Source organism: Streptomyces sp. NPDC056628, from assembly GCF_042792555.1.
Taxonomy (GTDB): Bacteria; Actinomycetota; Actinomycetes; order Streptomycetales; family Streptomycetaceae; genus Streptomyces.
Genome location: NZ_JBHTWG010000003.1, coordinates 247,546 through 271,598 on the forward strand (window position 1 = coordinate 247,546; position 24,053 = coordinate 271,598).

Annotated in this window: 22 protein-coding genes and 2 pseudogenes; 17 read left to right on the forward strand and 7 right to left on the reverse strand. The window is 70.2% G+C overall.

Going from position 1 to position 24,053, the window contains the following annotated elements; all coding sequences use genetic code 11:
* Window positions 1–24 precede the first annotated feature (24 nt).
* The gene (locus tag ACFRAC_RS06765; protein ID WP_382921793.1) at window positions 25–1,428 is read left to right on the forward strand and encodes a DEAD/DEAH box helicase; all 1,404 of its coding nucleotides are present in this window, start codon (window positions 25–27) and stop codon (window positions 1,426–1,428) included.
* Between the two features lie 208 nt (window positions 1,429–1,636).
* On the forward strand, window positions 1,637–1,879 hold the full coding sequence (locus ACFRAC_RS06770; protein ID WP_363000282.1) for a DUF5302 domain-containing protein: 243 nt from the start codon (window positions 1,637–1,639) through the stop codon (window positions 1,877–1,879).
* 332 nt (window positions 1,880–2,211) lie between these two features.
* Here ACFRAC_RS06770 and ACFRAC_RS06775 read toward each other — a convergent pair whose 3' ends face one another.
* Window positions 2,212–3,897: a ribonuclease J gene (locus tag ACFRAC_RS06775; RefSeq protein ID WP_382921796.1), complete on the reverse strand. Its 1,686-nt coding sequence runs from the start codon at window positions 3,895–3,897 to the stop codon at window positions 2,212–2,214.
* 518 nt (window positions 3,898–4,415) lie between these two features.
* On the opposite strand from ACFRAC_RS06775, the gene ACFRAC_RS06780 reads away from it, so the two are divergent.
* Together ACFRAC_RS06780 and ACFRAC_RS06785 are read left to right on the forward strand one after the other, a co-directional pair.
* Window positions 4,416–4,619, forward strand: a complete 204-nt coding sequence (locus ACFRAC_RS06780) for a cold-shock protein (RefSeq protein ID WP_014670069.1) — start codon at window positions 4,416–4,418, stop codon at window positions 4,617–4,619.
* A gap of 440 nt (window positions 4,620–5,059) precedes the next feature.
* Window positions 5,060–5,338, forward strand: coding sequence for a GlsB/YeaQ/YmgE family stress response membrane protein (locus ACFRAC_RS06785; protein WP_382921800.1), 279 nt, complete (start codon window positions 5,060–5,062; stop codon window positions 5,336–5,338).
* 415 nt (window positions 5,339–5,753) lie between these two features.
* On the opposite strand, the gene ACFRAC_RS06790 is transcribed toward ACFRAC_RS06785, so the two are convergent.
* Window positions 5,754–6,200, reverse strand: coding sequence for an ATP-binding protein (locus tag ACFRAC_RS06790; RefSeq protein ID WP_382921803.1), 447 nt, complete (start codon window positions 6,198–6,200; stop codon window positions 5,754–5,756).
* 198 nt (window positions 6,201–6,398) lie between these two features.
* Here ACFRAC_RS06790 and ACFRAC_RS06795 point away from each other — a divergent pair, with 198 nt between their 5' ends.
* Window positions 6,399–6,761: an STAS domain-containing protein gene (locus ACFRAC_RS06795; RefSeq protein WP_382921806.1), complete on the forward strand. Its 363-nt coding sequence runs from the start codon at window positions 6,399–6,401 to the stop codon at window positions 6,759–6,761.
* A 38-nt stretch (window positions 6,762–6,799) separates the two neighbouring features.
* Here the strand turns inward: ACFRAC_RS06795 and ACFRAC_RS06800 are convergent, their stop codons facing one another.
* Complete coding sequence (locus ACFRAC_RS06800; RefSeq protein WP_382921809.1) at window positions 6,800–7,150, reverse strand: ANTAR domain-containing protein; 351 nt, start codon at window positions 7,148–7,150, stop codon at window positions 6,800–6,802.
* Between the two features lie 434 nt (window positions 7,151–7,584).
* On the opposite strand from ACFRAC_RS06800, the gene ACFRAC_RS06805 reads away from it, so the two are divergent.
* The 6 genes and pseudogenes from ACFRAC_RS06805 to ACFRAC_RS06830 all read left to right on the forward strand — a co-directional run bounded on the left by ACFRAC_RS06805 (window position 7,585) and on the right by ACFRAC_RS06830 (window position 11,990).
* Window positions 7,585–7,788 carry a cold-shock protein gene (locus ACFRAC_RS06805; protein WP_003973099.1) on the forward strand — a complete coding sequence of 68 codons (204 nt, stop codon included), beginning with the start codon at window positions 7,585–7,587 and terminating at the stop codon, window positions 7,786–7,788.
* Between the two features lie 347 nt (window positions 7,789–8,135).
* Window positions 8,136–9,629, forward strand: coding sequence for a DEAD/DEAH box helicase (locus ACFRAC_RS06810; protein WP_382921812.1), 1,494 nt, complete (start codon window positions 8,136–8,138; stop codon window positions 9,627–9,629).
* A gap of 24 nt (window positions 9,630–9,653) precedes the next feature.
* A pseudogene (locus tag ACFRAC_RS06815) lies at window positions 9,654–9,891 on the forward strand (hypothetical protein); the annotation flags it as partial.
* A gap of 50 nt (window positions 9,892–9,941) precedes the next feature.
* Entirely contained in the window at window positions 9,942–10,250 is a 309-nt protein-coding gene (locus ACFRAC_RS06820) for an SCO5918 family protein (RefSeq protein WP_382921815.1), read from the forward strand.
* 956 nt (window positions 10,251–11,206) lie between these two features.
* Window positions 11,207–11,545 (forward strand): helix-turn-helix domain-containing protein, encoded by a 339-nt coding sequence (locus ACFRAC_RS06825; protein WP_382921818.1) that lies wholly within the window; start codon window positions 11,207–11,209, stop codon window positions 11,543–11,545.
* A gap of 241 nt (window positions 11,546–11,786) precedes the next feature.
* Entirely contained in the window at window positions 11,787–11,990 is a 204-nt protein-coding gene (locus ACFRAC_RS06830; protein WP_030052720.1) for a cold-shock protein, read from the forward strand.
* A gap of 254 nt (window positions 11,991–12,244) precedes the next feature.
* Here ACFRAC_RS06830 and ACFRAC_RS06835 read toward each other — a convergent pair whose 3' ends face one another.
* Window positions 12,245–12,805, reverse strand: coding sequence for a hypothetical protein (locus ACFRAC_RS06835; protein ID WP_382921821.1), 561 nt, complete (start codon window positions 12,803–12,805; stop codon window positions 12,245–12,247).
* Between the two features lie 2,107 nt (window positions 12,806–14,912).
* On the opposite strand from ACFRAC_RS06835, the gene ACFRAC_RS06840 reads away from it, so the two are divergent.
* Window positions 14,913–15,569, forward strand: coding sequence for a YeeE/YedE thiosulfate transporter family protein (locus ACFRAC_RS06840; RefSeq protein ID WP_382921824.1), 657 nt, complete (start codon window positions 14,913–14,915; stop codon window positions 15,567–15,569).
* Window positions 15,569–15,985 (forward strand): YeeE/YedE thiosulfate transporter family protein, encoded by a 417-nt coding sequence (locus ACFRAC_RS06845; protein ID WP_382921827.1) that lies wholly within the window; start codon window positions 15,569–15,571, stop codon window positions 15,983–15,985. The genes ACFRAC_RS06840 and ACFRAC_RS06845 overlap by 1 nt, the downstream gene beginning before the upstream one ends.
* A gap of 378 nt (window positions 15,986–16,363) precedes the next feature.
* Here the strand turns inward: ACFRAC_RS06845 and ACFRAC_RS06850 are convergent.
* A pseudogene (locus ACFRAC_RS06850) lies at window positions 16,364–16,774 on the reverse strand (B/F/G family RNA polymerase sigma-70 factor); the annotation flags it as partial.
* A gap of 59 nt (window positions 16,775–16,833) precedes the next feature.
* Here ACFRAC_RS06850 and pcaC point away from each other — a divergent pair.
* Genes pcaC through ACFRAC_RS06865 form a run of 3 tightly spaced genes read left to right on the forward strand, consistent with a single transcriptional unit; the run spans window position 16,834 to window position 19,640 of the window.
* Window positions 16,834–18,135, forward strand: coding sequence for a 4-carboxymuconolactone decarboxylase (gene pcaC, locus ACFRAC_RS06855; RefSeq protein ID WP_382921830.1), 1,302 nt, complete (start codon window positions 16,834–16,836; stop codon window positions 18,133–18,135).
* 33 nt (window positions 18,136–18,168) lie between these two features.
* Window positions 18,169–18,804 (forward strand): MBL fold metallo-hydrolase, encoded by a 636-nt coding sequence (locus ACFRAC_RS06860; RefSeq protein WP_382921833.1) that lies wholly within the window; start codon window positions 18,169–18,171, stop codon window positions 18,802–18,804.
* A 56-nt stretch (window positions 18,805–18,860) separates the two neighbouring features.
* A complete protein-coding gene (locus ACFRAC_RS06865) occupies window positions 18,861–19,640 on the forward strand; it encodes an exodeoxyribonuclease III (RefSeq protein WP_382921836.1) in 780 nt (259 codons plus the stop codon).
* A 19-nt stretch (window positions 19,641–19,659) separates the two neighbouring features.
* Here the strand turns inward: ACFRAC_RS06865 and ACFRAC_RS06870 are convergent, their stop codons facing one another.
* Entirely contained in the window at window positions 19,660–21,423 is a 1,764-nt protein-coding gene (locus ACFRAC_RS06870) for an SGNH/GDSL hydrolase family protein (protein WP_382921839.1), read from the reverse strand.
* Window positions 21,424–21,618: 195 nt separating this feature from the next.
* Between ACFRAC_RS06870 and ACFRAC_RS06875 the strand changes: the two genes are divergently transcribed.
* Window positions 21,619–22,026 (forward strand): DUF6278 family protein, encoded by a 408-nt coding sequence (locus ACFRAC_RS06875; protein ID WP_382921842.1) that lies wholly within the window; start codon window positions 21,619–21,621, stop codon window positions 22,024–22,026.
* A 424-nt stretch (window positions 22,027–22,450) separates the two neighbouring features.
* On the opposite strand, the gene ACFRAC_RS06880 is transcribed toward ACFRAC_RS06875, so the two are convergent.
* Window positions 22,451–24,019 carry an alpha/beta fold hydrolase gene (locus ACFRAC_RS06880; RefSeq protein WP_382921845.1) on the reverse strand — a complete coding sequence of 523 codons (1,569 nt, stop codon included), beginning with the start codon at window positions 24,017–24,019 and terminating at the stop codon, window positions 22,451–22,453.
* Window positions 24,020–24,053 lie beyond the last annotated feature (34 nt).

Here is a 24,053-nt window from a genome sequence, read left to right on the forward strand (position 1 = left end):
ACGTTCCCTTGCGGAAGGCTGTTCATGAAGCATCCCCACGACTCCGTCATCGCTCACGGCAGTCCCGCCCAACCTGGGGCGACGACCCCGGCCGTCACCTTCGACGGTCTGGAACTGCCGACGGAGGTGCTGCGGACACTGAGCGAACTCGGGGTGCGCGAACCCTTCCCGATCCAGGCCGCCACACTGCCCGACGCCCTGGAGGGGCGCGACATCCTGGGACGCGGGCGCACCGGATCAGGCAAGACGCTCGCTTTCGGCCTGCCGCTGCTCGCACGGACGGCCGGGCGGCGCGCGGAACCGAAGCAGCCCCTTGCTCTCATCCTGGTGCCTACCCGGGAGCTGGCCCAACAGGTCACCCAGGCGCTGACGCCGTACGCCGACGCACTGCGCCTGCGGATCGCCACGGTCGTGGGCGGAACGTCGATCGGCCGGCAGGTCGCCGCGCTGCGCCAGGGAGTCGAGGTGGTCGTCGCCACCCCCGGACGCCTGCACGACCTGATCGAGCGCAACGCCTGCCGCCTGGGACGGGTGAGAATCACGGTGCTCGACGAGGCCGACCAGATGGGCGACTTGGGATTCCTGCCGCAGGTCACCGATGTGCTCGACCAGGTGCACCCCGACGGCCAGCGGATGCTTTTCTCAGCCACTCTCGATCGCGACGTCGATCAACTGGTCCACCGCTACCTCCACGACCCCGTCGTCCACTCGGTCGACCCGGCCGCGGGCGCCGTCACGACGATGCGGCACCACGTCCTGGTCGTCCACGGCCCTGACCGCTACGCCGTCATCACGGAGATCGCCGCCCGCGACGGCCGCGTACTGCTGTTCCTCGACACCAAGCACGCCGTCGACCAGCTCACCCGGCATCTGCGGGCCAGCGGGGTGCACGCCGGGGCCCTGCACAGCGGCAAGTCCCAGCCACAGCGCACACGGACCCTGGCGCAGTTCAAGAACAGCCAGATCACCGTTCTGGTGGCGACCAATGTCGCGGCCCGTGGCCTGCACGTCGACGACCTCGATCTCGTGGTCAACGTCGACCCGCCCACCGATGCCAAGGACTATGTGCACCGGGCGGGCCGCACCGCACGCGCCGGTGAGTCCGGCAGCGTGGTCACGCTCGTGCTGACGGGCCAGCGCCGTGAGACGAGCCGCATGATGGCCGAGGCCGGCGTCGAGCCGACCGTGACCAAGGTGCGCTCGGGCGAGGCGGAGCTGAGCCGGATCACCGGCGCCAAGACTCCCTCCGGGATCCCGCTCGACGGTGGGCCCGCCGTTCCCCGACCCAAGAACACCAACGCTCCCTTCCGCGGCCTCGGCACCAGCAAGGGCACCTCCGGTGGCGCCGGCGGCAAGTCCCGAAAGGCGGGCGAGGCCCGCAAGCTCGCCGAGGCCCGCAGGGCCGCCCTCGTGCGTCGCAACGGCTGAGAGCCGTCGCCCTGGCAGCCTGACCACGGGATCGACAACCTCGGCCCGACTCGAAGCCGTCCTGTGTGCCTCACCTACGGCGTCAACGCCTTTGACCGCGAGAGGGATGCCCGCCGGAACGGCGCAGGATGATGTTGCCGGCGCCTCGCACTGCGTCCGGCATGACAAGCTGTGCTGGCCCACCCCCCCCCGAACCCAGGAGGTCACCATGACCGCAGAGCCCGTATCCACGGAAGGTTCGGAGCCGGCTGCCCCCGAGACCTCCCCACTGGAGCCGGACAGCGACGGCAACTACGACCTCAAGCGCAAGTTCCGCGAAGCCCTGGCGCGCAAGCGCGGTGTGCAGGCGGATGCCGCTGATGTCGCCGCCAAGTCCGATGCGTCGAAGGTGCGTTCGGCGCACGGCCCGGCTGCGAGCCAGCGGTCGTTCAGGCGCAAGAGCGGCGGCTGAGTCGGTGAGTCCCGCGATCTGACCGCTTCACCGGCACTCGCCCTCGTGCCCAGCCACGACGTGCGCGTGCCGGCCTGCCCCGAGTGGACGCTGTCCGATCGTGTGCACCATCTGAGCGGGGTGCACCGCCGCCGTGTCACCGGTTCCTCCCGCGGCTTCGGCCGCGAGTTCGCGCAGGCGGCCCTGGAGCGCGGCGAGGGGGCCGTCGCACGCGACGAGGCGATCCGCCGCGTTGCGCCCGGCGGCTTCGCCGCCGGGCGGTCCGGGTGTGCCCGACCTCGATGCCCGCGGGGCCGCCGCCGGAGCCGCGGACCGTGCTGCCGGGCCGCGGCTCAGGCGTCGATGATGACGGGGATGATGAGCGGCTTGCGGCGGTGGGTGCGGAACGCCCAGTTCGCCACGGCGCGGGCGATGAGCTGTTCGAGTTGGCGCGCGTCCCCGACGCCTTCCTCGGCCGCGGTGGCCAGTGTCTTCTCGATGACGGGGATGACCGGCTCGAAGGTGGTTTCGTCGTGGACGAAGCCGCGGGCCAGGAAGTCGGGGGCCTCCGCGAGGGCGCCGGTGTCCGCGTCGACGATCGCCACCACCGTGACCACGCCTTCGGAGGCGAGGGTGAGGCGGTCCTTGAGGGACGCTTCGGTGGCGCCGCCCACTTCCATGCCGTCCACGTAGACGTTGCCGGCGGGGACCTTGCCGGTGATGGACGCGCGGCCGTCGACCAGGTCGACGACGACGCCGTCCTCGGCGATGACGACCCGGTCGGGGTCGACACCGGTACGGATGGCGAGGTCGCCGTTGGCCCGCAGGTGGCGCCATTCCCCGTGTACGGGCATGACGTTGCGGGGTTTGACGACGTTGTAGCAGTAGACGAGTTCGCCGGCACTGGCGTGCCCGGAGACGTGCACCTTGGCGTTGCCCTTGTGGACCACGTGGGCGCCCCACCGGGTGAGTCCGTTGATCACCCGGTAGATGGCGTTCTCGTTGCCGGGGATCAGGGAACTGGCGAGCAGGACGGTGTCGTCCTTGCCGATGCGGATCATGTGGTCGCGGTTGGCCATCCGTGACAGCGCGGCCATCGGTTCGCCCTGGGAGCCGGTGCACACCAGAGTGATCTTGTGGTCCGGGAGCTTCTCCAGCTCCTTCGTGCTCACGAGCAGACCGGAGGGGACCTTCAGATAGCCCAGGTCACGGGCGATACCCATGTTGCGGACCATCGACCGGCCGACGAAGGCCACCTTGCGGCCGTGCTGGTGGGCGGCGTCCAGGACCTGCTGGATGCGGTGCACATGGCTGGCGAAGCTGGAGACGATGACCCGGCGCGGCGCGGTGCGCATCACCTGCTCGATCGCCGGGTTCAACTCCCGCTCCGAGGTGGTGAAGCCCGGTACTTCGGCGTTGGTGGAGTCGGTGAGGAACAGGTCCACGCCCTCCTCACCGAGGCGGGCGAAGGCGCGCAGATCGGTGATGCGGTTGTCGAGGGGGAACTGGTCCATCTTGAAGTCGCCGGTGTGCAGCACCAACCCGGCCCGGGTGCGGATCGCGACCGCGAGGCTGTCGGGGATGGAGTGGTTGACCGCCACGAACTCGCAGTCGAAGGGCCCGAAGCCGCGCCGGTCGCCCTCCCGCACCCGCACCGTGCGCGGCCGGATGCCGTGTTCCTTGAGCTTGGCCTCCAGGAACGCCAGCGTCAGCTTGGAGCCGACGACGGGAATGTCGGACCGCTCCCGCAGCAGGTAGGGCACGCCGCCGATGTGGTCCTCGTGGCCGTGGGTGAGTACGACGGCCACGATGTCGTCCAGCCGGTCCCGGATCGAGGTGAAGTCCGGCAGGATCACGTCCACGCCGGGCTGGGTTTCCTCGGGGAACAGCACGCCGCAGTCGACGACGAGCAGCTTGCCCGCGTGCTCGAAGACGGTCATGTTGCGGCCGATCTCACCTAGGCCGCCCAGGGCGATGACCCGCAGGCCTCCTTCGGGAAGGGGCGGGGCGGCTTTGAGCTCGGGGTGCGGATGACTCATACCCTGACGGTACCCGGAGAACGGGACAGGGTGATCCACTGCCTGTGCGATCTTCTTTTCCCGACGGCGCGGCGCACCCGCAGCGTGCCTCGGCACCATCGGATCACGCCGGCGGCCGGCGACGTCACGCCGGTGACCGGCGACGGGGAGCGGTGAAAGCGGTGCCACCGCCCCGCCCGCCAGGCGGGGAGCCGGTGGGGCCCACCCGGAGAACCATCGGCGGCGAGAGGCCGTGCCTCGCCGCAGCCTTGTGCAGAAGAAGGGCGCGAAACTGCTTGATCAGCGTCGGCCGAGCCTCACGGGCGATCCAGACCTTCGTTTCGGGCCGGATGCTGGCGCGTTTTCGGTAGCGGCTTTCGTCATGCCGTTATAGCGTTGTGATCAGCAGTCGTGGTTCCGAAGTCCGTTCGCCCGTGATCGCCTCACGGGCGTTCTTGCTGTTCAGCGCCTCTCCGGACCAGGGCGATCACCTCCCGGTCGCGCAGGGTGCGTGCCCGGTTTCCCTCGAAGGAGAAGTCATGGCCAAGGGCACAGTGAAGTGGTTCAACAGCGAGAAGGGCTTCGGCTTCATCGAGCAGGAGGGCGGCGGCCCGGACGTCTTCGCCCACTACTCCAACATCGCCAGCCAGGGCTACCGCGAGCTGCAGGAGGGTCAGAAGGTCGAGTTCGACGTCACGCAGGGCCAGAAGGGCCCGCAGGCTGAGAACATCCGCCCCGCCTGATCGCGCCCCGGTAAGGGCCCGGCATCCCGGCTTCGGGACGCCGGGCCCTTAACCGTCGCACGACGGTTCTTCCGACTACCGGGGTGCGGCCGGGCGCTGGCCTGGGACAGGCACAACGGCCCCCTGCCCCCCTGGTCGCTGAGGAGGCCGTCCACATCGCCGCATTCGGCCCAGGGGCGGCTTGGAGTCCTCGATCCGCCCTCTGGCAGAGACGCTTCCCCGTTCACAGAAGGCCTGAAGATCGGCGTCGGCGTCGAACGTGCTGGATCACGGCCGGGCCCACGCCGGTCGCCGTTCGCCGCCTGACGTCGCCGCCGCGCCCACGGCGGGAGATGGTGTCAGAAGCTGGCACAGCTGGGTTCGGACAAGACGTTTGTTCGGGCGAGATCGGTGCACACGATGACCTGACAGAATCTTTATATGCGAAGTGGAGAAGCACCGTGGGCATCATCGCGTGGATCATCATCGGCCTGCTCGCCGGCGCCATCGCCAAGGCCCTGATGCCGGGCAAGGACCCCGGCGGCATCATCATCACCATGCTCATCGGCATCGTCGGCGGTCTCCTCGGCGGCTGGCTCGGCAAAGTCATCTTCGGTGTCGACTCCATCGACGGGTTCTTCGACCTCTCCACCTGGATCGCCGCGATCGTCGGCTCCATCATCCTGCTCGCCCTTTACCGCCTCGTGGCCGGTAACCGGCACTCGCACCGTCACGCGTGACCCGCTGAAGGCATAACGCCCCGGGCACACCTGGACGGCTCCCCTCCCTGTTCGCAGGAGGGGAGCCGTCAGCATGTTCGGCCAGGCCACCCGGGTGGCGCACCACCGGATGCCCTCGTCCACGTGGCGCCCTGTCGCCGGATCGGGCGCCCCCCGAAACTCACGGACGCCGAACTGCTGTGCCTGGCGGTGCCGACCTGGCACGACCGCCGAAGGCACGCCCGTCACCTGGTGCCTGGCACAGCCGAAACTCGAAGAGCGAGAGGTGATGGCCGCTCTGCCGGAACGCGACCACCACGTGGTTCGCGCCGGGCAGGTCGTCCTGGCCGACAAGGGCTTCCGGCCGGGAGTTCGGGACCTTCGTCACCGACCGACCGGCTCGGCGCCCACCTGATGCGGCCGGGGGCGCAGGCCGTTACTGGGGGCGGCGTCCGGTGATGTCCCCGCCGGGGTCGTCGGGTAGGGCTATGCGGGCGGTGATGCGTTTGCCGACCGGCTCCCGCTGGGCCTCGAAGCCCTGGGCGACGGCCATGACGATCTCCAGTCCGTGCTGCCCGACTCTGCCCGCATCGGCGGCCCGCGCCACCGGCAGGACGGGATCGCTGTCCCACACGACCACTTCCACGAGGGCGCCGACGATGCGCAGTTCCATCAGCACGGGGCCAGGGGCGTACTTGCGGGCGTTGGTGACCAGCTCGCTGACCACCAGCTGGGTCAGGTCCATCGCGCGAGCCGACACCGGCAGGCCGTGTTCCGCCTGGACACGGGTGAGGAAGTCCACTGCCCGGTGACGCGCCTCAGCGATCAGGTGCCCGTCACCGTCCAGCGCGACGGTGTCCTGCAGTTGAGGGGCGTCCGGCATCACGCTGCCCTCCCCCTCAGGGGTTGATTCAGCCGCGTCCACCCTTGTTCCCCCTTCACACCTCCTGCGCGTACCCTGCACTATGCCTCACATGTCCCGCGAGAACCGCATAATGGGCCGCACATGTGTTCGCCGTAGCATCGGCGCAGGCTACCGGCACACCCTTGAGACCCTTCAGCGAGCGCAGTCGAGGAAACGGTGACAGACACCCACGGAGCAGCCCGGCCCGGCCGGCTGTCGATCGGCCACACCGCCATCGACGGCATCCGGGTGGTCACCGTGCACGGCGAGATCGACCACGCCGTCAAGGACATGCTCAGCGAGGCCCTCCGGCCCTGCGACGGCGTGGCTCCGCGGACCGTGGTGGACCTCAGCGGCGTGACGTTCATGGACTCCAGCGGCATCAACGTCTTCGTCGCCGCCCACCAGGCCGCGCGTGACGATCAGGGATGGCTGCGTATCGCCGGCGCCCAGGAATCGGTGCTACGGCTCCTGGAGATCGTCGGCCTGGACGAGGTCATCGACTGCCATCCCACGGTCGACCAGGCACTGACCGCCTGACCGCCTGACCGCGCCGCGCCGCGCCCGGCCACCGTGTCCTACCCGGCTTCCGCGCCTGGGGCATCCCGGCGGCGTGGGCGCCGCTGCACGGCCGCGTCCAGCGCCTGCCCCACCGGTTCCGGCAGTGCCTGCCCCAGCGCCCACGCGATCACCGTCTCGGCCACCGTGTGCAGCTTGGTATTGGTGTGCTGGGACACCTCACGCAGCACCTCGAACCCTACGGCCGGCGCGAGCTCGTGGATCGCGATGAGGACACCGATGGCCTGGTCCACCGTCGCGTGGGAATCGACGGCGTGCCGCAACTGCGCGTTCTCCTGCTCCAGGCGGGCGATCACGGCGCCGTCAGGTATGCCGTCACGCGAGGACGGCGGCACACGAGAGGTCGTCATCACTGGTCTCCATACAAGGACAAGGCTTCCTCTACGCCTGCCCCCTGCCGCGACAGCAAGTCACCCTCGGTACGACAGGGAAAATCACACATGCGTGATGGGCGTCTTCGCCGGCCGAGGCAACTCTGCTGGGACGTTGGACTCCGGGTGAATCAATATCTGTTCCCGAGGGATCAGATATTGGGGTGGCGGGCAGCGGGGATTTTGTCGCGAAGAGCGGACTGGAATTGACCAGCACGCACGGGGCCGCTCCGGCGTGCTACTGTCCATCTCAGTTGCAGTTGTGGTTCCCAAAACTTCAAGTGCCTCCACCGGGCTTCTGCCGGGCGGGAGCACTTTTGTATTTCCGGTCATTTCCGGGCGGGGCAATCATCGCGGCGACACGGTGTCCGCGCGGTGCGGACACCGATGCACTGCCCCAAAGGAGATATGACATGGCTGCTGGTACCGTGAAGTGGTTCAACGCGGAAAAGGGCTTCGGCTTCATCGAGCAGGATGGTGGCGGCGCCGACGTGTTCGCCCACTACTCGAACATTGCCGCGCAGGGCTTCCGTGAGCTGCTCGAGGGTCAGAAGGTGAACTTCGACATCGCGCAGGGCCAGAAGGGCCCGACCGCCGAGAACATCGTTCCGGCCTGACGCTCACGCGCAAACCGTAGCTGGGGCCCGCATCCTTCGGGGTGCGGGCCCCAGCTGCACGCGTATCCCGCAGCGGCTTTCACCGCGGGACGACCCGGAGGAATCCGCGGTACCACTGCGAGCGGCTCCTCCCTCATCAGGACGCCGACGCATCCTGAAGCGCTGCACAGCAGCCGGCGCACGGATCACAAGGTCCCCGTCGTGTCACCTCTTTCAGTACCTGTGCCTACGTATTTCTCCGCCGGCCAGATCTGCATTCTTTTGCCACCGGTTCATACTTGTAATTCTCCACGCCGTTCATCGCAGCGGGAATTCCTTGATATGTGCCACATCGAGGAAGGTTCCGCATGAACCGCACGTACACGAACGACCGCCCTGCCCGCACCCGCGACGGCCGTACCGACGCCGGAAGGGGCGGCAGCGGCTACGGCGCGCAGACACCGCGTCGTGCCGCAGGGCCCGTCCGCTCCGGCGGTCACAGCCGTCGGCCCGCCGCCGTGCAAGGTGAGTTCGCGCTGCCCAAGACCGTCACCCCCGCACTGCCGGCCGTCGAGGGCTTCGCCGACCTCGACATGCCGGAGCAGTTGCTGGCGGAACTCCGCAGGCAGGGGGTGACCGTGCCGTTCCCGATCCAGGGCGCGACGCTGCCGAACTCGCTGGCGGGCCGTGACGTCCTGGGCCGCGGCCGCACCGGTTCCGGCAAGACCCTCGCCTTCGGCCTCGCCCTGCTCGCTCGCACCGCCGGACAGCGTGCCGAGCCCCGCCAGCCGCTCGGACTGATCCTCGTACCGACGCGTGAGCTGGCACAGCAGGTGACCGACGCGCTGACCCCGTACGCCCGCTCCGTGCGGCTGCGGCTGGCCACCGTGGTGGGCGGCATGTCGATCGGCCGGCAGGCCGGCGCGCTGCGCGGAGGGGCCGAGGTCGTCGTCGCGACGCCAGGGCGGCTCAAGGACCTCATCGACCGCGGCGAGTGCCGGCTGAACCACGTGGACATCACCGTGCTGGACGAGGCCGACCAGATGGCCGACATGGGGTTCATGCCGCAGGTCACCGCGCTGCTCGACCAGGTGCGCCCGGAGGGGCAGCGGATGCTGTTCTCCGCCACCTTGGACCGCAACGTCGACCTGCTGGTGCGCCGCTATCTGACCGACCCCGTCGTGCATTCGGTCGACCCGTCGGCCGGTGCGGTCACGACGATGGAGCACCACGTCCTCCACGTCCACGGTGCCGACAAGCACGCCGCCACGACCGAGATCGCCGCCCGCGACGGCCGCGTGATCATGTTCCTGGACACCAAGCACGCCGTCGACCGGCTGACCCAGGACCTGCTCAACAGCGGCGTCCGGGCCGCCGCGCTGCACGGCGGCAAGTCCCAGCCGCAGCGCACCCGCACGTTGGCGCAGTTCAAGACGGGGCATGTCACCGTGCTGGTGGCGACCAACGTCGCGGCGCGCGGCATCCACGTCGACAACCTTGATCTGGTCGTCAACGTCGATCCGCCGACCGACCACAAGGACTACCTCCACCGCGGCGGGCGTACCGCCCGCGCCGGCGAGTCCGGCAGCGTCGTCACCCTGGTCACGCCGAACCAGCGCCGCGGCATGGTCCGCCTGATGTCGGATGCCGGAATCCGGCCGCAGACCACTCAGATCCACTCGGGCGACGAAGCCCTGAGCCGGATCACCGGTGCCCAGGCCCCGTCCGGCATCCCGGTCGTCATCACCGCACCGGTGGTCGAACGTCCCAAGCGCAGCGCCACGTCCCGAGGCCGCCGCCGCCCCGCCTCGGCGACCAGGCGCACCCCCGTACGCCAGTCCGGCTTCGGCGCGGTGGCCTAGAACTTGCGCCGGCTGGTCGTCTGAGACCAGGACGGCCAGTGCACCGGCCTGGTCACCTGGACCCAACTCGCCTCCGTCCGTGACAGCTCCGACTGCACGGGCGGTGTCCCCTGCGCGACATCCTCGGCGACCACGGTTCGTTCACCTCGTCCGTGACCACGATGGCCGAAGCCGGGCACGCGATGCGCACCCGTCGGCTCGGCGCCCTGCCGGGGTGGACGAGGAAGTCAGCGGCCTGGGCATCCTCGCCCTCTCCCGCTGAAACGCCTCGCCCCTGGTCGGACCGTTCTTTCCTTCTCTCTGTGAGGCCACATGCGCTGCGTCATCGCCCGTTTCCCCTTCGAGCTCACCAAGGGCGGAGTGCTGGAATCGATGAAGGGCATCAAGCCTGAACCGGTCACCGGGTCTTCGGTGATCATCGGCCGCCGCCACTACCCCCTCAAGCAAGTCGGCCAAGTCATCACTCGCCAGGACCGCCGAGACTTCAGCGCCGCCGAAATCCTGCGGGCCATGACTCAGCTCGGCTTCACCTGCCGCGCCGTTCCCAAGACGGCGTCCCCGGGCCTTCTCAGCCCGGTGCAGCACGCCTCCGCGATGCTCGGCAGCCCCGTCACGGTCTGACCGGGTTAACAGTCCCGAGCCGTCTCCTGACCAGCAGTGTGGGCCAAAACCGTCAGTACATCCACACCCTCTGCCTTCACGTGGCGCGAGAGCCGACCGACCGGTGAGGACAGCGCCACCGGTGACCCGGTCAGGGACTCCGGGGGCTCTGGTCGCGATCCACCCGGGGCGCCGACGTCGGCGACCAACTCGTCAGGCAGCGACAGGGGCGGACCATGTTCGCCGGCCTGCGGGGCCTCCGTCCCGGCCGGTGGAGTTCCCCCGACCGGTGGAATCTCCACGAGGCGCAGTGTTGGCCCGGCGCCCGCCGACAGTGGCCGCGGCGCGGTCGGCGACGTCACCAGCCCGACCTGGCCGCATGGCGGGGGAATCCCCGCGCTGGACCGAGCCTCGGAGTGGCCTGAACCAGCCACGGGCCGGCCGAGGCGGGTTACCTCGTCTTCGAGCACGCGGAAATCTATCCCAGCCGCAGTAGACATTTGGTGGCGGTGTGGTTATGGTTTCTCTCGTAGGCGAGATCGAGTGAGCCCGGCAGAGATGAACTGCCGGGATGCAGTACCGCAGTTGCAGTGCGCAGGACGGTTCGGTGGTGGAGTTTCGAAGCCAGAGCGGTTGCAGGACGGCAACGGGACTGACGACCGGACCGGGTGGCCCGCAGTGATCAGGGGCCGCCATGAGCAGTGCCGCAGTTGATCAAGAGGAAGAACGGAGGAGCCGAGCGCCATCAGGATCGCCCGGGCGGAAGTCTTGGACCCGGGTACCGCAGGACATCGATAGTGAGGTGGTCTCCGGTCGAGCAACCGCGATCCCCGCGTCCCCGACAGTGTCTCGGTCGGGTCCGCGGAAACTAGAGGGCCGGTGCAGTATCAAGGCCGGCAGATGGTGTAGTAGTTCCTTCGGGGCCCTGGCGGCAGTACGGCGCCAGGGCCCCTCAACGCGTACCGCAGAGAGGTGCAATGACAGCAGACGACACGTTCGGCCGTCTCGACGACGACGATTACCCCGCCTACACCATGGGCCGAGCAGCCGAGTTGCTCGGCACCACTCCTGCCTTCCTCCGCGCCCTCGGCGAAGCCCGCCTGATCACCCCCCTGCGCTCCGAAGGCGGACACCGCCGCTACTCCCGCTACCAACTGCGCGTCGCCGCGCGCGCCCGGGAACTCGTCGACCACGGGACCCCCATCGAGGCCGCCTGCCGGATCGTCATCCTCGAAGACCAGCTCGAGGACGCCCAGCGCATCAATGCCGAGTATCGCCGCGCCGCCGAGTCGGTGAAGCCGGCGGCAGCAGAATGAGATGAGCGTGCCCGTCAGCGTCGGCGGGCATCGCACGCACGGTCTCGGTGTGCGGAGTGATCCCTTCCTGTGGTGACGCGGTGTGTGGGCGTGTAACGTCTGGTTCAGCTGTCGTGGTTCGGAATCCCCTGCCCGCGCCTCTGGTGTGGGCATTTTGCTGTGCTGTGCCGCAGGAACCAGGGCGATCACCTCCGTCTGCCACACCGAGTGGTAGGCGTTCATCGACTGGAAGGCATAAGACATGGCTACGGGTACTGTGAAGTGGTTCAACGCGGAGAAGGGCTTCGGCTTCATCGCCCAGGACGGCGGCGGTCCGGATGTCTTCGCGCACTACTCCGCGATCAACTCCACCGGCTTCCGGGAGCTCCAGGAGGGCCAGGCCGTGACGTTCGACGTCACCCAGGGCCAGAAGGGCCCGCAGGCCGAGAACATCAACCTGGCCTGACCTCGCAGACCTGCTCGGGGGATCGCGCACGCCGCGTCCGGTGGCCGACGCTCACCTGGACGAAGGCGCCTGCTTCCCGGGCCGGTGCAGGATGAGGGGCCGCGCAGCCATTGCTGCGCGGCCCCTCATCTGTGGAGGCCCCGGGCCGCTTCGACTTCGGCTTGGAACTTCCTGACCTCAGTCGCCGCAAGCGTCGTCGGGCACGGGAGCCGTACGTCGGGCGCGGCTACCGTGCAGGTCGGAGCAGCCGATGTTCAGACGCTCGTCCAGGCGTCGAGGAAGGCCTGCCGTCCAGCCGGATCGTCCGACCTGCGGTCCGCGTGCAGGACGCGCCAGGCGGTGAGTTCGAGATCGCGGAGCCACAGTTCTCCGATGACCTGTGTCTTGAGGTCGGGCAGATGGTCGGACTCCACGAGGGCCTGACCGATCACCTCGCCGGCCGCGAGGCGCTGGGGCGGCGTCATCTCATCGACGGCCGAGAGGACCTGCCGGGCCAGGGCGGTTCCCTCTCCTGCCAGCGAACGCAGCACCGAATCCCTGATGTTGACGGGCAGCAGGTACGCGGTGCCGGAAGACTTCCACAGGGCCGACCAGAAGCGCTCTCCTGTCGCGGTGGGGGCAGGCAGCGCGGCCAGCAGCCCGAGGAGATGGCCGGTGGCCGCATAGCCGTCGGAGTGGGCGGCCGCGACCACTGCGACGCCGGCGACGCCCTCCACATCGAGCCGGCCCGCCTCGAGATGCGGGGCCAGGTCCAGTTGGTGTTCCAACTGGTCCGCGAGCGCGGTGGATACGTAGGAGCGGACCTCAGGAAGCATCGGTGATCCTTGCGCGTAGGCGAGCGGAGATGCCCGTTCGTAAGCCCTGATCGTTCCCAGGGCCAGCCGTTCTACTCGGCTTCGGCAGGCCCAATTGGCGGTAGGTCAACGGGCTGGGGTTCCCACGGTGGCGAACCGGCTCAGGCCCGGCGAGGTGCCTCTGTTCCGGGCCCTGAACGGCCTGACAAAAAGGCGTCGTTCGCGGCGCTGTGCGGCGCCCGGGAGTGACAGACCGTCGCATCTCCGAGGCGCCCAACGCCACGCGGCCTCCGGGCTGGGAGAGCAGGGGCAGGCCCGGCGCAGAGGGAACCGGACCTGCCCCAACTTGTCGGCGCCTGCGAACCCTCCCCCCGGAGGATGGGCGCCATGACCCCGCCCGGGGTCACTTCCCACAGCGCGCCGCGGGTCAGGAGTGTCACGGGGGAACGGCGATGGTTGCGAGACCGACAATTCTGTGAAGAAACGCCCTGGATTTCTTCATAATCTGCTCACGCGGCACGCGAACACCGGTGACCGCGGACTGCGGCGGCACGCAATCACGCTCCTCCATTCCGCCCGGAAAATTGCCATGGCAGGTGAACATGCGGGTAAATGCCTGTATAGGCAGCCATATACGACCGGTCGCAGGCGCCGCCCGAGGCGCTGGCGGCGGCCCCGCGCGGACTTCTGCCGCTTGAGGAGCCACGGCTCGCGGGGTGGTGCGAGCATGTCGCTTTCGCTGCCGGAGCCACCGTCTCGCCCGAACTCGCGGCCGTGCAGCGGAGTCACTGGCTGCGCTGCATGCGCGAGCGCAGTGCTCTGCCACTGCTTAACTTCATGCTGGGCTTTTCATCCACGCGACGAGCCGGGTCCACCAGTCATCCTTCGATCGGCCCGGTGAACTGTCCAGGCGTGGAGGAACATGTGCGTGGCGCACCGTCCCGCCGCGTCCGGCCGGTTCCGACCCCGTTCGAGACATCGGCCCCCCTGTGCGTACCGGCTTCGGCTCCGCCGACTCACACACGCACCGCTGAGGTGTCGGTACGCCGTCGAGCACTTGCTCCACGTGTCTCCCGCAGCCCTCATACGTCACCTTCCGACATGACGGGCAGACAGCGCGTCGGCACATGATTCCCCTTCGGTAGCCCCGGTATCGACGACCAGTAATACCAACAGTTTCGTCACAGCCGAATTTCACAACCCCGTCACAACCAACACCCATACGTGCACCGTTTCCACGAACAACCGACTCGCGCCACCAGGCGGACCCACTATGAGGGCGTGTCGCGCTCACAGCGGCCTCGACCTCGGCCGCGAATATCCAGCCATACGAGACATAAGACATAAATCTCGCGTGGCATGTCTCGCTCCATGGCGTCAAGTGGTCACAGTCGGATACGCCCTGAGGTTGCTCGGGACCCCGAAACAGTGATTCCATCTCGCCCGGTCGAAGGAATGGAAGGCACTGCTCCGTATTGTGACAGGCCGTCACCGCGTCTTTTTGAGATCGTCGGCCCAGGGCGCGGCTGGGGCAAGAGACCGAGAACGGCGACCGCCCTCACGGAATGAGTGGTGTGCGCCGGTCAGAAGGGAGCAACGTGAGTTGCTCGCACGCCGCAGGATGCCCCCTTTTCCCCTTGCTCAGGGCGAGCTTGCAAGGATGGCGCGACTTCTACTGCGACAGCGAGGATCAGTGGCTCGGCTGTGCGCGCTACCAGGTGTCACTCACCGGCGAGCGTGTGCCGATCAGCCTGCTGCCCAACGGAGCCCGCGCGCGACACCTTGAAGACGCGTCCACCGGCCAGGACCGGCCCGGTGCCGCCGGCCCGGACCTGGGACCCCAGCAGGCCCCTCCACCACAACACAACGCCGGGCCGCCGGAGAACGCGTCCTGGTCGCAGCAGGCACCGGCTTGGCCGTCAGAGCCGGCAGAACCTGTGGCCGCGGCACCGGAGACCATGGCGCAGTTCGGGGCAGCGTCTCCGACGATTCCGGTCTCGCATCACCGACCGTCCTCACCGCCGCCGTTTGCCCAGTCCCCGGACCGCGCGTCCCGACGCGAGGGGCAGAGGCCCGGCGCGAAGCGCGGCTGGTGGGCTCGTTTCACCGAATGGATGGGAGGCCCCGCATGAGTGGCTACTGGCCCTGGTGGGCCGGCGCTGCCGGGCTCGCTCTGATCACCATCAACTACGCCCTCACCACGGACCGGTCGTTCGGGGTGTCGTCCGCATGGGACCGCGTGTTGCACTGGCGCAGGGAGCGCCGCCTGGAGCGGATGGACGAGGAGTTCACCGACGAGCGTGCCCTCGCCGACGCTCTCGCCGCAGCCACAGCGGAGCACTTCGGCACCCGCCCCGCCGCGCCCACCGCGCCGCCGGCTCCGTACGGGACGTCACAACTGCTCGAAACGGAGGCCCAGTCGGCGGTGGGCGAGGGCACCTCGGTCACGAGCCCGGGCCCCGCCCCACTGGTCACCCAGGCTGCCCTGCTGGTGTCGATCTTCCTCGGCGGACTGATCGCCGCTCTCACCTCCGGGCGGTTCCACCTCCGCTTCGACATGGGACCGGGATTCCGGGACGTGGTCACCGCCAATTCGATCACCATGATCGTCCTGTTGTTCGTCGGAGGCGTGCTGGTCGGTTTCGGCACCCGGCTGGCCGGCGGGTGCAGCTCCGGCCACGGACTCAACGGCTGCGGCCGTCTGCGCCCGGTCAGCCTGGTTGCCACCGCCGTGTTCTTCGGCACCGCCGTCGCGGTGTCGTTCCTGCTGTGGAAGGTGATCTGATGCGTACTCGGGGCGCGATGCTGCTGGCCAACATCATCACCGGACTGACTCTCGGCTATACCGTCTCCAACATCGGCTTCGGCGACTACACCGAACTGAACCGCATGTTCACCTTCCAGGACCTGCGCATGTTCCTCTCCTTCGCCGGTGCCGTGGTGATCATCGTGTGCGCATTCGCTCTGCTGCGGGTCCGCCGCACCCCGGGGCGTATCCACGCCGGCGTGATACCCGGCGCGGTGCTGTTCGGCACGGGCTGGGCGATCTCCGGGGGGTGCCCGGCGATCCCGATCGTCCAAGTCGCGAGCGGCTACCTGCCCGCCCTGGTCACCATCCTCGGCGTCACCGTCGGTATCCGGCTGTGCCGCTGGGCCAACGCCCGCTACTTCCACCTCGACCGCGGTTCCTGCGGCCTCTGACCAGGGGCGACGTCCATCGGCACACCCCGCCGGCGCAAACAACCGCGTGGGGCTGAGCCCCCGTCTCTCCGGTCCGGGCCATCCGGTCGCGCCCTGCCTCGGCCATGCGCGTCCGGGGCGTACCGAGACCGCGTGGGGCTTCGCGCCGACGGCGGCAACCGGTCCGGCGCGCCCCGGCCGTACGCCAGGGCATGCCACGTCCGCGAAGCGCAACCGCCCATCGACCGGCCAGTGCCGAACGAGTACGGCCAACCACGCGGCCACGAGCATCGCCCTGATGGTCGGCTGGAGCGGTCACGATGCCCCCCCGCGAGGGGGCATGTGATCTTCTGCCCCGGGTCACGAGAGGGGCGGCCCGGGTCGGACTGCCTGGTGGCGAGACAGGGCGCTGAAACTCTCCAGCGCCTCCATACCCGCCGCGCCCTCGTCCTCGCGAGGGCCGGTGTGGGCGGCGGTGGCGGCCACGCCCGCTTCGGGCTGCCCGGGTTCCGAGCGAGCTCCCGGCGGGCCACGCGTACGCGGTTGCGCGGCTCCTGCACCCGGCGCCGCACCCTGAGCGCCCACACCCGGTCCGGGAAGTGCCGCTCGACCTCGCCGGTGCTGGTCGGCACGGGCGTGACTCTCGAAGGCGCCGGCGATCCGGGGCGCCATGGGCAGCCAGGCGTCGACGAGTTCGTCGCGCACCGCGTCCCGCCCGGGACCGTCGGCCAGGTGCGCCAGCCGGGCGAACAGCCCCGCGGTAGCGGGGGCGTCGTCATGGGTCCCCCGCTCAGGACCGGAGCGGGGCAAGGCCCGCCGGGTCCACCCCGGCTAGGTGACATCTCATGACAGATGAGAGGCTCAGGCGGGTGAGTGAGACACCGATGAACACCCTGCAATACCGCTTCGACGGGCCGGAAGACGCTCCGGTCCTCATCCTGGGTCCCTCACTGGGCACCACCTGGCACATGTGGGACCGTCAGGTCCCCGAGCTGACCCAGCAGTGGCGTGTCTTCCGCTTCGACCTCCCCGGGCACGGCGGCGCCCCGGCGCACCCGGCCGGTTCCGTCACCGACCTCGCCGAGCGGCTGCTCGCCACCCTCGACGCTCTGGGCGTGCAGCGCTTCGGGTACGCCGGGTGCGCGCTCGGTGGCGCGGTCGGCATCGAGCTGGCGCTGCGCCACCCCGAGCGCGTCGCGTCGCTCGCCCTGATCGCCGCGTCCCCGCGCTTCGGTACCGCCGACGAGTTCCGGCAGCGGGGCGTGATCGTGCGGTCCAACGGCCTCGACCCGATCGCCCGCACCTCGCCCGACCGCTGGTTCACCTCGGGCTTCGCGGCCGCGCAGCCCGCCATCACCGAGTGGGCCGTACAGATGGTGCGCACCACCGACCCCGGCTGCTACATCGCCGCCTGCGAGGCCCTCGCCTCCTTCGACGTACGGCCCCAGCTCGCCGGCGTCACCGTGCCCACCCTCGTCCTCGTCGGCTCCGACGACCAGGTCACCGGGCCCGCCGAGGCCCGCACGCTGGTCGCCGGGATACCCGACGCCCGGCTCGCGGTCGTCCCCGGCGCCTCCCACCTCGTGCCCGTGGAGCAGCCCGCCGCCGTCACCGACCTGCTGGTGCGGCACTTCTCCACCGCCTGGCAGCCCGCCTACGACTCCACCACCGGCCAGCTGGCCGTGGTCGCCGCGCCCGTCCGGCCGGCGCCGGTCGCGGCGCCCGTGCAGCCCGCGCCCATCGCCGAGATCGCCCCTGCCGTCGTCGCCCCGCCGCAGTCGGCCGGCCGCCCGGATCCGTACGACGCCGGGATCAAGGTCCGCCGCGAGGTCCTGGGCGACGCGCACGTCGACCGGACCCTCGCGGAGGCCGACGAGTTCTCCGGCGACTACCAGGAGTTCGTCACCCGGTACGCCTGGGGGGAGATCTGGGACCGGCCCGGCCTCGACCGGCGCACCCGCAGCTGCGTCACCCTCACCGCGCTCGTCGCGGGCGGGCACCTCGACGAGCTCGCCTCCCACACCCGTGCCGCCCTGCGCAACGGCCTCACCCCCGGCGAGATCAAGGAAGTGCTGCTCCAGGCGGCCGTCTACTGCGGTGTCCCGGCCGCGAACAGCGCGTTCAAGGTCGCCCAGCAGGTCATCCGCGAGGAGACCACCCCGGAAGGGTGAGCGTCCGCCGCCCACGCACGTCAGGATGGACCCATGAAGCTCACGAAGAAGTCGCACGCGTGCGTCCGGCTGGAGAAGTCCGGCCGGACGCTCGTCATCGACCCCGGCGGGTTCACCGAACGGGACGCCACGGCCGGCGCCGAGGCGATCCTCGTCACCCACGAACACTCCGACCACTTCGACGAGGGACGTCTGCGCGCGGCCCTGGAGGCCGACCCGGCGACCGAGATCTGGACCCTGAGGTCCGTCGCGGAGCAGCTCTCGGCGGCCTTCCCGGGGCGCGTGCACACGGTCGGCCACGGCGACACCTTCACCGCCGCCGGCTTCGACGTCGAGGTGCACGGCGAGCTGCACGCCGTCATCCACCCGGACATCCCGCGCATCACCAACGTCGGCTATCTCGTCGACGGCGGCAAGGTCTTCCACCCGGGCGACGCCCTGACCGTCCCCGACCGCCCCGTGGAGACGCTGATGCTCCCGGTCATGGCCCCGTGGAACAAGATCGCCGAGGTCATCGACTACGTCCGCGAACTGAGGCCGCAGCGCGCCTACGACATCCACGACGCCCTCCTCACCGACCTGGCCCGCCCGATCTACGACCGCCAGATCGGCGCCCTCGGCGGTACGGACCACCTGCGGCTCGGCCCGGGGGACTCGGCCGAGGTGTGAGGGGGCGTGCCCCGGGCGGGACCGCGTTGTCGGACCCGCCCGGTAGGTTGTGAGGCATGCGTATCGCGACCTGGAACGTGAACTCGATCACCGCCCGCCTGCCCAGGCTGCTCGCCTGGCTGGAGAGCAGCGGCACCGATGTGCTGTGCCTGCAGGAGGCCAAGGTCGCCGAGGAGCAGTTCCCCTTCGACGCGCTGCGCGAGCTCGGCTACGAGGCGGCGGTCCACGCCACCGGCCGGTGGAACGGCGTGGCGGTGCTCTCCCGCGTCGGCATCGAGGACGTCGTCAAGGGCCTGCCCGGCGACCTCGGCTACGACGGCTCCGTGGAGCCCCGCGCGATCTCCGCGACCTGCGGCCCGGTCCGCGTCTGGTCGGTCTACGTGCCGAACGGCCGCGAGGTGGACCACCCCCACTACGCCTACAAGCTCCAGTGGTTCGAGGCCCTGAATGCGGCCGTCGCCGGGGACGCGGCCGGCAGCCGCCCCTTCGCGGTGATGGGCGACTACAACGTGGCGCCGACGGACGACGACGTCTTCGACCGGTCCGCCTTCGAGGGCTCCACGCACGTCACCCCGGCCGAGCGCGCCGCGCTCGCCTCCCTGCGCGAGACGGGCCTGACGGACGTGGTCCCGCGCCCCCTGAAGTACGACCACCCGTTCACCTACTGGGACTACCGCCAGCTCTGCTTCCCCAAGAACCGCGGCATGCGCATCGACCTCGTGTACGGCAACGAGGCGTTCGCCAAGGCCGTGAGCGACGCCTACGTGGACCGCGAGGAGCGCAAGGGCAAGGGCGCCTCCGACCACGCCCCGGTCGTGGTCGACCTGGACGTCTAGCAGCGCCCCGGCAGGCCGCTCACGGCACCAGCGACCGCAGGTCCACCGATCCGGCCAGCGCGGCGAGCCCCGCGTCCCCGGGGTGCAGATGGTCGCCGCTGTCGTAGGCCGGCAGCATCCGCGACGGGTGCTCCGGATCGCGCACCACGGCGTCGAAGTCGAGCACCCCGTCGAAGACGCCCGCCCCGCGGATCCAGTCGTTGATCCTGGCCCGCTCGGCGTCGACGGCCGGGGTGCAGCGCGCCTCGCCCTCGCACGGCAGGATCGTCGCCGCCAGCATCCGCAGCCCGTGCGCGTGCCCGCGCTCGGCGAGCGCCCGCAGCCCGGCGACGACCTGCTCGGCCGTGGCCTGCCAGCGCACGTCGTTGATCCCCTCGAAGACCACGGCCGTCCGCACCGACGTCTGCGCCAGGACGTCCCGGTCGAAGCGGTGCAGCGCGCTCACCCCCGAGGTGTCGGTGGACACGCCGTCACCCGGATACCGGTCGGAGACCACGCGGTTGCCGGAGATCCCCTCGTTGAGCACGCCGTAGCGCGGCACCTCGCTCTGGTCGCGCAGCCGGTCCGCCAGCACGTCCGGCCACCGCCGGTCGGCGTCCGGCGTCGACCGGTCGCCGTCGGTGATGGAGTCGCCGAGCAGCACCACCGACCCCGGGCCGCCGGACACGTCGACCCCCGTCAGCAGCGGCCAGCTGGTCAGCACGGTCGGGAAGGCCGCCGCGGAGACGTCCCCCGTGTGGTCACCCGGCTCGCTCACGTAGGACCGCTGCTGCGCCAGCCGGTGCACGGGCGCCGCCGGCACGGTCTCGGGCAGATGGAAGCTCACCAGCAGATGCGCGTCCCCGGGCACCCGGAAGCCCAGCGGATCGCTGTACGCCTGGGCGCCCGCCGGGATCCGCACGCCCCGCGCCCCGCCGAAGGACAGGCGCACCGGCTTGCCCGTCGCCTCCGCGCCCGACCGCTGCACGGACACGGTCGCGCTTCCGATCCGCACCGGCCCCGTCGCGAAGGTGTTGTCGAACCGCAGCCGCACGCGTGGCCCGCCCACGGAGGTGTGCACCACGAGCCGCAGGGTCCGGTCCGTCCAGGGTCCGACGGCCGGGTGGCCCCCGGTCGCGGTCGCCCAGCTGCCCGTCCAGCCGGCCGCGGGGGCGCGGACGGCGAGCGCGAACACATGCATCGCCGGCGCCCGCGGGAGCCGTACCGAGGCGACCTCGCGCCCGGCCGCGAGGGGCACCGTCACGACGTACAGCCGGGGTCGTTCGGCGAGCGGACCGCCGGGCGTGTTGAGGTGCGCCAAGGCGACCGCCTTCGTGGCGAGCGGGCCGGTGCGCCAGTCGGGTCCGGTGAGGGCGTACGCGGACCGGGTGCCGTCGGCGTAGGTGACGGCACCGGTGCCGGTCACGTCGGCGCCGGCCGTGCCCGCCACCAGGAAGGCGAGGGCGTCGCCCCGGCCGCGCAGCCGTACCTCCTGCCCCGCGGCTTGGACGTTGTCCGCAACGCCGCCCCGTCCGGGCCAGGTCAGCCGGGCGCCCCGAACGGTGAGGGTGCGGCCCGGCGTCCAGCCGGCGGCGGCGAGGGACTGCGCGGACAGCGAGGCGCCGGATCCGTCGAAGTCGGCCTCGGAGGGCCGGGTGTCGTCGCTGACGGCCGTGTTGTCGAACAGCCGTTCCAGCGGCAGCGGTCCGGGTCCGCGCGCGGAGGCCGCCTGTGCCGGGGCGCCGGGCACCAGCACGGTGAAGAGGGCCAGGACGACGGCGGAACTCCACCTGCGTCGGCGCACCTTCGACTCCTCCCGTTCGCGTCCGCACCTGACGTCGGACGAGTGGTTCTCCTGAGACGCGTGACGCACCGAGAAAGTAGGGAGGGAGCGGTGACCCCGTCAACGCGCCATGCGCGAACTCGGCGTGAACTCGACCCGAATCGACGGTCCGCGCGCCTGTGGTGCGTTCGGTCGTGCGAATGACACGCTGGAGGTATGAAGATCCCTTTTCTGGGCGGCCGGCCGGAGAAGCGCGGGACCGTCGACCCCGAGGGCATCGCCGAACTCCTGGCCGAGTGTGAGCTGTTGAGGTCCCTCGCCTTCCGGGCGGGGGTGCGACTCGACGACAGCGCCGAGTCGTTGGAGGCGCTCGACCAGATGCTGCCGCGGTGGCGGGACGACGCGGAGATCCTGCCGTGGCTCGGCAACGACGCGGGGCTCTACCTCGGCACGGTCCTCGTGCGCACGGTGCGGGGGGCGGAGTGGATGATCCGGCCCGACGGCCAGCCGGTGGTACGGCTCGCCTCGGGACGGGAGTTCGACGTCGTGGCCGCCGGGCACGAGTGGGCGGTGAACGGGGTGCCCGAACTGTCGCAGTGCTACGGGGAGGTCGCTGAGACGTGAGGCTTTGACCTGCACTTCTGGAATAAGTGCGGTGTAAATACGGCTTATGCCCGAAAGGTGCGTGTCGTGCGTCGAGTCCCCTTCGGCCTGGATAGTTTGCGGCCACCGCATCACACCTGAAGAGGACTGGGGCTGGGCATGACCGGCGATCCGATGGCCGAACCGCGAGACGTCGACGCACACGAAGGGGACCCGCCCGTCCGGGAGGGTGGAGCGGGTGTGGTCGAGGGGCTTTTCACCCACCGCGATCCACGCCCGCCACGACCTCGACTACGATGATTCGTCCGTCCCCAGGGCCATGGAGGTGGCCCCGGCCGCGACCAGGGACGCTGCTGCCGGGTGGGGATCCCCCCACGGCCTCGGGACAACGGGGCGGCAGGGGGCAGCAGTCACAGAGCCATACCCGCCCGGCGCCGGCCGGAGATCACTGCTCGCGCAGGGGGATCGACACGTACGACGGGTCGTCCGCCGGTGAGGAGAAGGTCAGCCGCGCGCCGGACGGGTTGTGCTCGATGTAGAGCGGGTCGACCGTGTCGACCACCAGGGCCAGCCGGTGCCCGGCCGGGACGTCCCAGGCCGTGGAGTACAGCTCCAGGTCCAGACCGAACGGCTGCCCGGGCGTGCGCCCGTGGAAGGTGTACGGCGCGTTGCTGACCAGCTTGCCGAGGCCCAGCGGGCCCACGTCGTACAGATAGGCGACGAGGGTGCCGCTCTCCTCGGTCGGGGTGACGGTGGTGTGCAGCTTCGCCGTCCCGCGGATGTGCTGCGCGGCGGGGTACTTGCCGGACTGCCACACGGCCGCCCAGCGCCGGGGGAGGAGCGGGATCGAGGCCATCGGGGGCAGGTGGGCGACCTGGTCGAGGATGCTGGAGAGGAACACGACGCCGGCGTCCGCCCCGGAGTCCACGTTCGCCCGGATCGTGGTCGAGTCGCCGAGGGGGAGCTTGCGTTCGGTGGCGGCGACGGACTTCCAGTCCGGGTAGCTCTCGTAGCCGCCGGTGGAACGGGGCTTGAGCTGGACGGGCGGTTCGCGGTCGATGCCGTTGTCCTCGCCCCGCAGATGCCGGTCGAACCAGCGCTCGGTGTCCTTCCAGACGTCGTTGGGCACGCCGAGCAGTCCCGTGATTTCCGGGGTGGCGTGGTCGCCGGGGCGCATCTCCAGGCGCTTGGGGCCCGTCAGCTTCTCGTAGAAGTCCGCGACCTGGTTGGGCGGGAAGACGGTGTCGCCCCAGGCGTTGGCCAGCATGACCGCGGCGCCGCTGTCGTTCAGCTGGTCGACGTAGGTCACGGCCGAACGCTTCTTCCCCCAGTTGATCAGCTCCTGTTCCCGCGACAGGTCGGAGGTGTAGAAGTCGTGCCAGATCCCCTTCAGTTCCGCGCTCTGGCGTCCGGTGACGCGGCCCGCGCCGTCCAGCAGGGCCCCGGCCTGCACGTGCTGGGTGCGGCCGGAGTAGATCGAACCGATCAGATCGGCCCAGCCGCTGAGCGCGGCGACCGCCCGGACCCGCTTGTCGTGCGCGGCGGCGAGCAGGCTGATCCCGGCGCCGTACGACACGCCCGCCATGCCGATGTGCCGCGGATCGGCCGGGGTGTTGGCCAGGGCCCAGTCGATGACCTTGGAGGCGTCCGCTATGTCCGGTGGCCCGGCGACTTCCACCTCGCCGCCGGACTGCCAGAAGCCGCGCACGTTGTAACTGACCACGATGTACCCCGAGTCGGCGAGTTTCTGCGCCTGCGCGAAGTACTGGACCTGGGGCAGGCCCCAGCTCGTGGGCAGGACGAGCAGCGGGTGGCGGGTGCCGGCGTGGGTGTCGGAGGGCGTGACGACGTTGGCCTTCAGGGTGATGCCGCCGTCGCCGGTGATGTCCACGAAGCGGACGCCGTTCGGGGCCGCCTGGGCCGCCGGGGCGGACCCGAGGACGCCACCGGCGACGAGGGTCGCGGCGACGATGCCCACGGTGGTCGTGCGCGGGGCATGACGTTGGATTCCCACGGGTCACTCCTCACTCGGCTCCCTGCAAAGTGAC

What these genes read in the sequence shown, in the direction of transcription:
- ACFRAC_RS06805 (WP_003973099.1), top strand. Translation starts at nt 7,585, where the DNA reads ATGGCTGCTGGTACCGTGAAGTGGTTCAACGCGGAAAAGGGCTTCGGC.
- ACFRAC_RS06820 (WP_382921815.1), top strand. Translation starts at nt 9,942, where the DNA reads ATGCGCTGCGTCATCGCCCGTTTCCCCTTCGAGCTCACCAAGGGCGGA.
- ACFRAC_RS06810 (WP_382921812.1), top strand. Translation starts at nt 8,136, where the DNA reads ATGAACCGCACGTACACGAACGACCGCCCTGCCCGCACCCGCGACGGC.
- ACFRAC_RS06765 (WP_382921793.1), top strand. Translation starts at nt 25, where the DNA reads ATGAAGCATCCCCACGACTCCGTCATCGCTCACGGCAGTCCCGCCCAA.
- ACFRAC_RS06825 (WP_382921818.1), top strand. Translation starts at nt 11,207, where the DNA reads ATGACAGCAGACGACACGTTCGGCCGTCTCGACGACGACGATTACCCC.
- ACFRAC_RS06830 (WP_030052720.1), top strand. Translation starts at nt 11,787, where the DNA reads ATGGCTACGGGTACTGTGAAGTGGTTCAACGCGGAGAAGGGCTTCGGC.
- ACFRAC_RS06835 (WP_382921821.1), bottom strand. Translation starts at nt 12,805, where the DNA reads ATGCTTCCTGAGGTCCGCTCCTACGTATCCACCGCGCTCGCGGACCAG.
- ACFRAC_RS06800 (WP_382921809.1), bottom strand. Translation starts at nt 7,150, where the DNA reads ATGACGACCTCTCGTGTGCCGCCGTCCTCGCGTGACGGCATACCTGAC.
- ACFRAC_RS06840 (WP_382921824.1), top strand. Translation starts at nt 14,913, where the DNA reads ATGAGTGGCTACTGGCCCTGGTGGGCCGGCGCTGCCGGGCTCGCTCTG.
- ACFRAC_RS06860 (WP_382921833.1), top strand. Translation starts at nt 18,169, where the DNA reads ATGAAGCTCACGAAGAAGTCGCACGCGTGCGTCCGGCTGGAGAAGTCC.
- ACFRAC_RS06770 (WP_363000282.1), top strand. Translation starts at nt 1,637, where the DNA reads ATGACCGCAGAGCCCGTATCCACGGAAGGTTCGGAGCCGGCTGCCCCC.
- ACFRAC_RS06790 (WP_382921803.1), bottom strand. Translation starts at nt 6,200, where the DNA reads ATGCCGGACGCCCCTCAACTGCAGGACACCGTCGCGCTGGACGGTGAC.
- ACFRAC_RS06775 (WP_382921796.1), bottom strand. Translation starts at nt 3,897, where the DNA reads ATGAGTCATCCGCACCCCGAGCTCAAAGCCGCCCCGCCCCTTCCCGAA.
- ACFRAC_RS06865 (WP_382921836.1), top strand. Translation starts at nt 18,861, where the DNA reads ATGCGTATCGCGACCTGGAACGTGAACTCGATCACCGCCCGCCTGCCC.
- ACFRAC_RS06780 (WP_014670069.1), top strand. Translation starts at nt 4,416, where the DNA reads ATGGCCAAGGGCACAGTGAAGTGGTTCAACAGCGAGAAGGGCTTCGGC.
- ACFRAC_RS06875 (WP_382921842.1), top strand. Translation starts at nt 21,619, where the DNA reads ATGAAGATCCCTTTTCTGGGCGGCCGGCCGGAGAAGCGCGGGACCGTC.
- ACFRAC_RS06845 (WP_382921827.1), top strand. Translation starts at nt 15,569, where the DNA reads ATGCGTACTCGGGGCGCGATGCTGCTGGCCAACATCATCACCGGACTG.